This window comes from Psychrobacillus sp. BL-248-WT-3 (genome assembly GCF_012843435.1).
Taxonomy (GTDB): Bacteria; Bacillota; Bacilli; order Bacillales_A; family Planococcaceae; genus Psychrobacillus.
Genome location: NZ_JABAFC010000062.1, coordinates 1 through 10447 on the forward strand (window position 1 = coordinate 1; position 10447 = coordinate 10447).

The 10447-nt window shown below is 40.4% G+C and carries 9 protein-coding genes; 6 read left to right on the forward strand and 3 right to left on the reverse strand.

Annotated elements, in window-relative coordinates; all coding sequences use genetic code 11:
• Positions 1 to 340: 340 nt before the first annotated feature.
• Positions 341 to 2584 carry a hypothetical protein gene (locus HF876_RS18120; RefSeq protein WP_169361460.1) on the forward strand — a complete coding sequence of 748 codons (2244 nt, stop codon included), beginning with the start codon at positions 341 to 343 and terminating at the stop codon, positions 2582 to 2584.
• A 290-nt stretch (positions 2585 to 2874) separates the two neighbouring features.
• Here HF876_RS18120 and HF876_RS18125 read toward each other — a convergent pair whose 3' ends face one another.
• Positions 2875 to 4170, reverse strand: a complete 1296-nt coding sequence (locus tag HF876_RS18125; protein WP_169361461.1) for a S8 family peptidase — start codon at positions 4168 to 4170, stop codon at positions 2875 to 2877.
• Positions 4171 to 4280: 110 nt separating this feature from the next.
• Here HF876_RS18125 and HF876_RS18130 point away from each other — a divergent pair, with 110 nt between their 5' ends.
• The 3 genes from HF876_RS18130 to HF876_RS18140 all read left to right on the forward strand — a co-directional run bounded on the left by HF876_RS18130 (position 4281) and on the right by HF876_RS18140 (position 6136).
• Entirely contained in the window at positions 4281 to 5501 is a 1221-nt protein-coding gene (locus HF876_RS18130) for a helix-turn-helix domain-containing protein (protein ID WP_169361462.1), read from the forward strand.
• Positions 5502 to 5513: 12 nt separating this feature from the next.
• Positions 5514 to 5693 carry a hypothetical protein gene (locus HF876_RS18135; RefSeq protein WP_169361463.1) on the forward strand — a complete coding sequence of 60 codons (180 nt, stop codon included), beginning with the start codon at positions 5514 to 5516 and terminating at the stop codon, positions 5691 to 5693.
• Positions 5694 to 5848: 155 nt separating this feature from the next.
• On the forward strand, positions 5849 to 6136 hold the full coding sequence (locus HF876_RS18140; RefSeq protein WP_169361464.1) for a hypothetical protein: 288 nt from the start codon (positions 5849 to 5851) through the stop codon (positions 6134 to 6136).
• Here HF876_RS18140 and HF876_RS18145 read toward each other — a convergent pair.
• Together HF876_RS18145 and HF876_RS18150 are read right to left on the reverse strand one after the other, a co-directional pair.
• A complete protein-coding gene (locus HF876_RS18145; protein ID WP_169361465.1) occupies positions 6129 to 6890 on the reverse strand; it encodes a hypothetical protein in 762 nt (253 codons plus the stop codon). The genes HF876_RS18140 and HF876_RS18145 overlap by 8 nt on opposite strands.
• 21 nt (positions 6891 to 6911) lie before the next feature.
• Positions 6912 to 7721 (reverse strand): alpha/beta fold hydrolase, encoded by an 810-nt coding sequence (locus tag HF876_RS18150; protein ID WP_169361466.1) that lies wholly within the window; start codon positions 7719 to 7721, stop codon positions 6912 to 6914.
• Between the two features lie 91 nt (positions 7722 to 7812).
• Between HF876_RS18150 and HF876_RS18155 the strand changes: the two genes are divergently transcribed.
• Together HF876_RS18155 and HF876_RS18160 are read left to right on the forward strand one after the other, a co-directional pair.
• Entirely contained in the window at positions 7813 to 8754 is a 942-nt protein-coding gene (locus tag HF876_RS18155; RefSeq protein WP_169361467.1) for a bile acid:sodium symporter family protein, read from the forward strand.
• An 82-nt stretch (positions 8755 to 8836) separates the two neighbouring features.
• On the forward strand, positions 8837 to 10264 hold the full coding sequence (locus HF876_RS18160; protein WP_169361468.1) for a serine hydrolase domain-containing protein: 1428 nt from the start codon (positions 8837 to 8839) through the stop codon (positions 10262 to 10264).
• Positions 10265 to 10447: the final 183 nt, after the last annotated feature.

Here is a 10447-nt window from a genome sequence, read left to right on the forward strand (position 1 = left end):
TCTAGCTCCACCGCCTTGCCCCTCGGGATCAAATGGTTAAAAGCTCCGGTGGCTGAGGAGAAGCCTCCTCGCTTTTCTCCATTTGCCTGTCGGGGCAGAGATAGGCGGTTGCGCTTTTCTTGTTGTCTAGCTCCACCGCCTTGCCCCTCGGGATCAAATGGTTAAAAGCTCCGGTGGCTGAGGAGAAGCCTCCTCGCTTTTCCCCATTTGCCTGTCAGGGCAGAGATAGGCGGTTGCGCTTTTCTTGTTGCATCGGTGTACAAATCTCTCTTATTCTCATAAGTTTATATGTCTTGAACATATATTGGCTTGAGCGATAAACGATAGGAGGGAGAGTAATATGAGGAATAAAAGCGGAAAGCTGATTTTATCTACATTGGTAGCTACTTCAGCAATAATTGCCGTGACTCCAGGGTCTCAGGTTGAAGCCACATCAAACTTAAACCAGTTAGTTGTGGATGCACAAAATGCAGGAAATGTATTGAAGTGGGCTATTTCGGTGGAGGGGTCGGCAGATGGGGTCACTCAGCCGTGGAAACAATTTAATAATGCGAAGCAAGCAATTGGAAAAGTGGAGGCTGCCCTTGCAAAGGCTAGCTTTTCGGAGAAATTAAAGTACGAGTCTTTATTGATAGAGCCCAAAACTCAGCTACAGCGTGCACAGGGCTATCTAGATGCTATTACAGCGAGCAGTAAAATACATGCAAAGACAAATGCGCTATCCTTAGCGGTACAGGCAAATAATTTAGATCAAGTGGAAAAGGCTTATCATGAAATGACAGCAGAATTTCGAAAGCAGACGATTCTGTTAGACCGTGTATATGGTCAATCGACACGTGATCGAATTAGAGGAGCGGTAAAAGGCCCGGCTGAAAAGCTAATATCAGAGCTAAAAAATGATGTGACGGTTCATATGCTTGCTAAGGGTGCACAAGAGGACTTAAACAGAGGACGATACACAGAGGCTTCAGCTAAAGTATATGAAGCACAGGCGATTTTAACTGCTGAAACATTAAAGTGGGAAAAAAGCCTACAAGCAGCAATTAATAATATTAACAATGCTTTGCCGATGAATGCAGTAGCTGTCACTCGTGTTGATAACACGACCGTACTCGTTAAGTTAAATAGATCTATTTCTTCTGTAAAGGCATCCGATTTCACAGCCAATAATGGGATGACTATTAGTAGTGCATCTCTGAGCAGTGATGGATTTAACGTTACATTAAAAACATCTGTACAGGTACCTGGAACTACCTATACGATTAAATATAAAAATGGTTCGGTGAGCTTTGCAGTTCCAGGAAATATATCACCTGTTTATATAGGCGATAAAAACATTCAGCATAAAGAAACGACAGAGGTTTTGTCACTCTCGACTGTCTTTAAAAACACGAGTAATCAAGCAGTTCGAATTGATATACCAGCTGGCGTCAAGCTAATCTCTGTAAATGGAGCAGCTAACAATAATGCAGGTGCTAAGTCGGTTAATGCTCAGACGGATAAGAATGGCGCAATACAAATTGTTTTCACATCCAATAATTCCAATCAAGCTGCGTTAGATAAAACTATTGCTATTCATAAGATCGTTAAAAATAAGGCTGTAGAAACACAGACTTCTGGAGTGTTTAATCTTTATGCTCCGCCAAAAGAAGGTGCGATTGGGAATAAAACAGTGAGATTTATCGATAACAAAAACAATTATTTTGTGACCACAGAGGGAGTTAAGTATAGCTGGAAGATATATAATGACATCTTTCAAAATGAAGGAATAAATGTGTCGTTGGACAGCTTTAAGAGCGGGCTGGATATTGGCGACACTATTAATGGTGAATACCACCAAGTTTCCACCTCCTTATTTAATATATCAAAGAATGCATCAATAGCAGCAGTCAAGCTAGACACAAAATTTGCGGTCAAGGCAGGCACTTCCGGTTATCGCATCCATGGGAACAAAGTGGAGCTAAAAGGCACAGCAGAACCTAACTATGAATTGTTTTTCTTCAAGAACAATGGCACATCCATCGGTAAGGCAAAGGCCGATAGTAAAGGGAACTGGACCTTTGTAGCTGAAGTAGATACAAATGCCGTAACTGATTTCTCTATCTTTCAGCAAACTGCAGGTAAAGCTATACCGGCTTACGTAGGATGGGGAGAAACAACCTTGAGGGTAGTCGAAGGTCCATTTGCAGTGGGGAGTATAACAGAAGGAACGAGCAAGGACGATGACCTATCCAACGAAAAAATCACCTTCACCGTTTCGCCAGTCCAATACGCCAATGGCGCAGTAATCGCACAAGACCAAGCAATCATTACTAAACAAGCCTCTATTATCGTAGTAGATGGAGATGGCACGAAGGTTAAATACACCAACAACCAAAACAAAACCATCTTCTCCCAAACTAAAGGTGCCTTCTCAATAGACTTTGGTCTACTCAGCACAAGAAAAAGCGATGGCCAACTCATAGACCAAGGAAAAGACCACAAGCTAACAGGTCCACTTACCATCGTATCGATAGAAGGAATAACAAACGAATACGGCCTACAAATCCAAACAAAACCAACAAACCAAATCAAAAACTACTAACTAACATTATTACAGGTGCCTGGCACTTGTAAAATATCTCAGTATAACAATTCACGCCGCTTGAAACAAAGGGGAAACTATACCAATATTATTACGAGAGCATTGCAGGTGCCAGGCACCTGTAATGCTCTCGTAATGCACTCGATTTAATAACGTTGTTTAATAGACAAAACTGCACTCCGAGCGTTGGCGGGGTGCAGTTTTGTTGTTTTATAGATTATTTATGGTAGTTATATTTTCAATAATAATTTTACTTATGATTACGTTTAGTCAAATTGGTAGATTAGATGTTATTGTACGCGAGCAAAACCGAATCCTGAAGCGTAGTCGTCTCCAGTTGCTGCTCCGTAACCACCTTTAATGTCTACTGCTTTTGCTCTATTTTGTAAGTTTGTACGAAGTTGAGTATGAGACCAAGATGGATTTTGTGCCCAAACTTTAGCCGCTAGTCCAGCAACGTGTGGAGATGCCATAGATGTTCCACTAATTGTGTTGTAGCCACCATTGTGCCAAGTGGAGTAAATAGCTGCACCAGGTGCAGAGATTTCTACATCACCTTGTTGGATTACATAATCACCGTCTGTAGAAGCATAGCCACGAGAAGAGAAGTTTGCTACACGATAAGTTCCATTTTGTTGTACATTTTCTAGAGCTGCTACAGCAACAGCGTTTACTAATGCTCCTGGATATCCGATTGTTCCTTGAGAGTAACCGGAGTTTCCAGCCGCTGCAACAATTAATACACCTTTACTATACGCGTAGTTAACTGCACTTGATATTAAACTATTATTTGCAGAAGATCCTAATGACATATTAATAACTGTTTTTGTTCCTGTAGAAACAGCTTGATCTGCAGCGTGTCTAATAGCTGCTGCAATATCATCTGAGCTACCTGAGCCACTATCACTTAACACTTTATATGCCCAAAGATCTGCTGCAGGCGCTACACCATAAACTCCAGATTTGTCACTGCCGCCATCTGCAAGGGCTGTCCCAGCAACGTGAGTACCATGTCCATTTCCATCTGAACAACTATTGTTGATAACCGTAGTAGAGCCTGTGAAGTTTTTACACTGTTCTACTCTATTTACTAAATCCGTATGATTTCTATTTACTCCCGTATCCAATACCGCGATATTAATGCCATTTCCACCTGAAGTGGAGGTTAAACTACTATTATTGTAAATTGCTTTAATGCCCCAAGGAGTTTGCTGAGATGCGTTTGCTGCAGTCTCGTAATCTGCTGGTTGAGTAGTAGAATCTTCTGCTGGCAGATCAAGCGTAACCGTTGGAACCTTTGTTACGGTAATGTTTTTGTTTTTTTGAAGAGCTTGGAACTGCTTTTCATTCATATCCGTAGAGAACCCATTTTCCGAAAGCTCCCATCTTACTTCGTACTGATTTGCCAAGGACGCTTTGTTCGCCTTGTTATTGGCTTCTACATACACCCGAAACTTTTCTACCCCAGCATTAGAATTTCTGTCCTCTACTGAGGATGGTGTTTCTTCCGGTGAGCTTGCTTGGACCGGTGCTGCAAGTGAACCTGCAATTAAGAGGCTTGCTAGTGCGATTTTAAATTTGCTCATCTGTGAAAACTCCTTTTCGGTTTAGTTTTGTAGTACAATATTAAAACTAACACATTTTGAAAATTATGTTTATTGGGAAAAAATATCTTACAATAATTAGGAGGGGTACTATGAGGATTGGCTCGCTAATAAAATTTTATCGAACAAAGAGAGGATTAACGCAAACAAGTCTTGCTAATGGAATATGTTCTGTGCCTCATCTCAGCAAAATAGAAAATAACAGTAAGGAAGCAAATGTTGAGACAATCCGTTTGTTGCTGGAGCGTTTAAAAATTGATTTGCAGGATGTACAGGCAAATGAAAAACAAATTTTCGATTTAATAAAGGATTTCTTATGTCATATTCATTATTTAGAAGAGGAAAAAGCAACAGAAGTATTCAAAACTTTAGAGGGCTATCATGAGCTTATTGTGTTTACGGATCATATTTATCTATACGAACTTTATAAACTACGCTATTATCTATTAATAAATAATAGAGACGCTGCAGAATATCAGCTAAAATGGCTACATGCCCAGAAACAAAATTTTTCCCAATATGAGAAGTATTTACTTTTATACATGGGTGCTTTAATTTTAATGTTAAGGGGGAGATTTGAAGAAGCAGATAAGCAACTTACTCGAATTATTCATGATCAAGCTGAGTTAGGATCGTTTACCGGAGAGCTTCACTATCATCTAGCAGTTGTAAAGGGACATTTAGAAGAGTCCAGCCTAGCGATCATATACGGTAAGCAGGCCTTGCAATTTTATAGTAATCAATACAACTTCAAACGAATCCTTCATACACTTATGTCGCTTGCTTTAAACTACTCACGGGCCAAAATTTTCAATGAAGCATTAAATACGTATACCCATTTGTTAAGAAGCATAGAATTGCTTAACCAGCAACATCTCCTTCCAAAAATCTATCACAATATAGGTGACTTACATCTGCGGATGGGAGATTATTTGCAAGCTTTAGAGTACTTTCAAAAAAGTAAAGCCATTATCCCTGCGAATTCCGATAATTATCTCTTGTGCCTATATAATTTGGCGCAAACCCAGTTCCGCTTGGAGCAATGGGAAGCATGTAAGGAAAGCTTTACTTTGTTGAAGTCCGAGGCTAAAAAGCAGCAAATCATGCATTATCGATTGTTTTCCAGCTTTTATTTATTTTTGTTGGAGGGTGAGAGGGAAAAGGCGATGACCTTTTTAGAGGAAAAATTGGTTCCCTATACAGCAAGAGGAGAAAACCTTAAAGAGATTCACCATCAATTCCTTGTCATTTTAACGGACTATTACCGACAAGAAGGTAAATTTGAGAAAGTCGTTCTACTAACTAATCAATAGAGGAGAGTGTCCATGATGAAAAAATCTACAAAAGCTCTAATTTTAGCTACATTAGCAGGTGTTGCAATCGCCTTTATTCCTATCCATCCACCAATCGGATCTAGTGCGAGCGGCGAAGTAAACGCTATCCCGATCCACCCACCGATTGGCTCAAGCACAAACACTATCCCAATCCATCCACCAATTGGCTAATTCAAAAAGAGAAATCCTTCGGGGTTTCTTTTTTTAGTTTCATAGAATTTTGCAGAGACGGGGGACAACCTAGCAAAAGAAGAAGCAGAACCTTGCGGAAATGAGTGAGAACCTTGCAGAGACGAGTCAGAACCTTGCGGAAATGAGTGAGAACCTTGCAGAGAGCAAAAAACCTTGCAGAGAAGGACGTAAACCTTGCGGAAACGAATCAAAACCTTGCAGAGAAGAAGCAGAACCTTGCGGAAACGAGTGAAAACCTTGCAGAGAGCAAAAAACCTTGCACAGACGCGCATAAACCTTGCGGAAACGAATCAGAATCCTTGCGGAAACGAATCAAAACCTTGCAGAGATTAACAAGAACCTTGCGGAAACTAGCAAACCTGGAAAAGCCCAAAAAAAGAACCGTCATCAACATGACGGTCCACGATTTTATACTCACTTAAACAAATAGGTTAGATTTTGTACATAACTGTTAATCGTTAGATTGCCGATCATCATTGTAATCATGAGTAAGAGTGCAAAGTATAGAACGATGTATAAGAGGAAGCCATATAATGGCTCGAAGTTTTCTTGTTTGCTCGTAAGTATAGCACTGATGACATAAAGTGGGATGAAGAAAACAGCTAATAACAAACACACAGTTAGCATTCCGTTCCCGAAAGCGAAAGATTTTAAAGACATAAGGATCACTGAAAGAGCAGTGCCAATGATCACAATTGGTAGCTGTCCTGCATAGAAGCTAATAATACTTTTAAAAGAGTGCTGTGGTCCAAAAATAGTATTTATAAAAAAGATGGATAGGGTTGCGATTAATGTTAAAACAAACGTGACGAAGAAAACTTCCATAAATGTTGATAAAAAGCTGGGTGGATTGCTCCAGTACTGGTTAACTGCAAAAAGATAAATCGAGAAGGAGAAAAGAGCTGTAAATAGAACAATACTTACAGTAGCATTCGGGAACTCGCTTTCTCCTTTGCTATATGTTAACGAGGGACTTTTAAGCTGGCGCATAAAATAATTAGAATACTGCTTTGCCTGATTTTTCAAAGTTGCCAGGTGGTCTTTTACTGCAATGGGTGCCTCTGTTGCAATAGCAGCTTCCTTAATAATCTCTCTTTGATGCCTCAGTAGATAGTTTCCACAATCTGAGCAATAATTTCCTGATACTTGATCATGATTGCAATTTGGACATTGCATCTTTCTTCCTCCTTTTTTATTCTAGCCTATAAATCTAGCAAGCTCTTCATTAAACTTTTCTTTTTCTTCATAAAACAAACCATGCCCACTATATTCAAAAGGGACTAACATAGAATTTTGAATTTGCACGTACATAAGCTCTCCTAGTTCATAGGGACAGATTAAATCCCATTTGCCGTGGAGGATAAGTGTAGGAGTATGAATGTGGGTAAGATCACTTCGTAGGTCTTCATCACGCAGTGTTTCTAAGCATTGCGCGGTTGCATGGCCAGATGCAGTAAGACAAAGATTTTGGAACCAGTGCTGAAAACTTTCGCTCAGGTGACGGTGAAAGAAGAGATTGCCGAAATCCTGCACCATTTTTGGTCGGTCATTATACGTATCGCTTATTAATTCGTTTACTACGGTTATAGGGGTGCCATAAGGAAAATCGGGCTGCATCGTAAACATTGGAGCAGCTGCACCAGCTAGGGCCAGCTTATCTACCTGATGACCGTTGTAACGAGACATATATCGGATGGCAACTGCCCCACCCATCGAATGACCTAAAAGCGTAATGTTCTCTAGCTGTAGCGTGTCTATAATAACTCGGATATCGTCAGCCATTCTGTTGTAGGAGTAGCTTTCCCAGGGGTTAGAGGATTTTCCAAAGCCACGCAAATCAAGACCTATACAGCGGTAGCCAAGTGCGGGCAGCTGGTTGAACTGATACTCAAACATTTGGTGGTTAGCTGGCCAGCCATGAATAAATAAAATCGTCTTGTCGGCTGATGGGTTTATATCCTCTATGTATATATTCACACCTTTTTCGACCTTTACATAATATCCCATATAAGCCCTCCCATATTATCCGATATATCAATATATGAGGAAATACATAAGGTTATTCTTTAGTGACGTTAGGATTGGAGACTGATAGATCATGATGTTCAGCATAAATAAATTTTTGGAAAAAACGATGGCTTATTTTATTCCGGTCAGTGTAGTAATCGGGGTATTAGTATCCGATTATATTGTTGACTTAGCATGGCTAATACCATGGATTTTTGCATTTATGACCTTTGCAGGTAGCCTTAATTCAAATTTCGCTTCCTTCAAGGATGCTGTTTTACATCCACTTCCAATCTTCGTGACATTCACCATTTTGCATATTATTATGCCCTTGCTGTCGCTTGGAATCGGTTATCTCGTGTTTCCAGGAGAAATGCTGACGATTACAGGGCTAGTACTTGCAATGTCTATACCTACAGGGATTACTAGCTTTGTATGGGTTGCAGTGGCAAAAGGAAATAATGTGCTGGCACTTACGATTATTTTATTAGGAGCGCTTCTTTCACCCGTAATTGTTCCTTTAACACTTCATCTTCTAGTAGGTGAAACAGTAGAGATTGATGCACTCGGTATGATGATCGGACTTCTTTGGACGATTGTTATTCCTTCCATTGTAGGAATGATTTTAAATCAGGTAACGAAGGGCAAGGTAGTCGATATTTTAAGTGCTAGGCTTTCTCCGTTTTCTAAGGTGGGCATGGAAATAGTGGTAATGCTAAATGGGGCAGTAGTTGCTCCGTTTTTATTGGAAAGAGGGTTTGCTTTAGTAGGGCTTGGAATTGTTGTAATCATTATCGCTTTTCTAGGCTATGTTCTTTCTTTTTCAGCGGGGAGATTGTTGAAACAGGAGAAGGAAACGGTAATTGCAATGGTCTTTACTGGAGGGATGCGCAATATAAGCGCGGGAGTTGTTCTAGCAACTGCATACTTCCCGCCAGCAGTTGCTATTCCTGTTGTTCTTGGCATGCTCTTTCAACAAGTGCTTGCTTCCTTGTTTAACTCCTTTATTGAAAGTTACTACGGAAAAATGTAATTATTTTTATTTTCAAATAATTACGACTTTTGACAGTTCAATTATGCTAAAATATTTTCATGATAATAAAGGGGGATAAGAAATGGTAAATAAAATAGAGATGATGGGGCAATTCGAGCAATATGCAAAGGATCTCATAAAAGAACACAAAATCCCTGGGGTAGGTATTGCTTTTAATCAAAACAATGAACGAATCTATGAAAAAGCCTTCGGGTATCGAAATGTGGAAAAACAGCTTCCCATCGATGCAGACACGATTTTCGGCATAGCCTCCATGACGAAGTCCTTTACGTGTGTAGCCATTATGCAGCTTCAGGAGCTTGGTAAACTGTCTGTCCATGACGAGGTGGTGAAGTATTTACCAGATTTTCGAACGCAGGACGAAGAAAAATCCAAGAGAATTACAATACATCATTTGATGACTCATACATCGGGTCTTCCGCCAATTGCAACTCATGTCTATGCAAGGAAGCGTAGTATCGATCAGGATCCATCCGCAAAGGATTATGGTTTAGACCTAGTGAACAATCCTGAGCCGGCGATTGACACGTATGAGGAGTTGCTTCATTACATTGCAAAACAAGACTTCGACCTGCTTGGTGAACCAGGGGAGGAGTTCAGCTATTCCAATGACTGCTACGGAATTCTAGGAATAATTATTGATCGAGTGAGTGGTCAATCCTATGAAGAGTACGTAATGGATCATATTTTAAAGCCAATCCAAATGAATAATAGCTTTTTTGATTTGGAGGAATTAAAGAAGAAAGAAAATGCGACTACACTTTATATGTCGCGCTACTCTGCAGAGGGGGTGGACGTATATGAGGCTCCGCTTTGGTGGGATGCACCTTCCATGAGAGCAGCAGGTTATTTAAAATCCACTATAAATGACATTCTGAAGTATCTGGCTATGTTTTTAAATGAAGGAATGGCTGGAGAGAATAGAATTCTACAACCAGAAAGTGTACAGCAGATGGTCTATCCACATGTAGAGTTCGAAAAAGGACGATTTTACGGGTACGGTCTACGAATCATTCCCAATTACTTTGGGACTACCTTTATTAACCATGGTGGGGGCTTGAAGGGAGTTTCTTCGTTTATGGGAATTTTACCTGAGAAAGGAATTTCTGGAGTGCTACTAAGCAGTCTCGCAGATGTTCCATCCGACAAGCTGTTCCTTGGTGCTCTAAATGGCATAGAGGGTCGGGAGCCGGCTACCAAGCATATGCATTTTCAAACACACGATGTGCCAGTAGAGAAGCTTTTCAAATTTAAAGGAACCTTCATTTCTGGAGAAGGGATGAAGGTAAGAGTGGATATAGTGGATGGACGCCTAGCCATTCTAACAGCAAGTGGTCCCAACCCCTTAAAATGTGTAGAAGGTAATTTGTTTATCGGAACTTTAGAGGATCAAGAAAACCTAATTGAGTTTCTAAGTGGAGCAGACGGAACCATAAATCGTATTTTCTATAGCTCACGTCAAATATTAAAAAGCTCGGATCAGGTGTAGTGCATAGCAGACCATTATTCGGGGTGACCGACCGATTATATGTCAGAACCGACCGATTATTCGGAGTAACCGACCGATTATATGGCAAAACCGACCGATTATTCGGGGTAACCGACCGATTATGTGGCAAAACCGACCGATAATTCAGGGCGACCGACCGATTATGTGGAAGAACCGACCGAT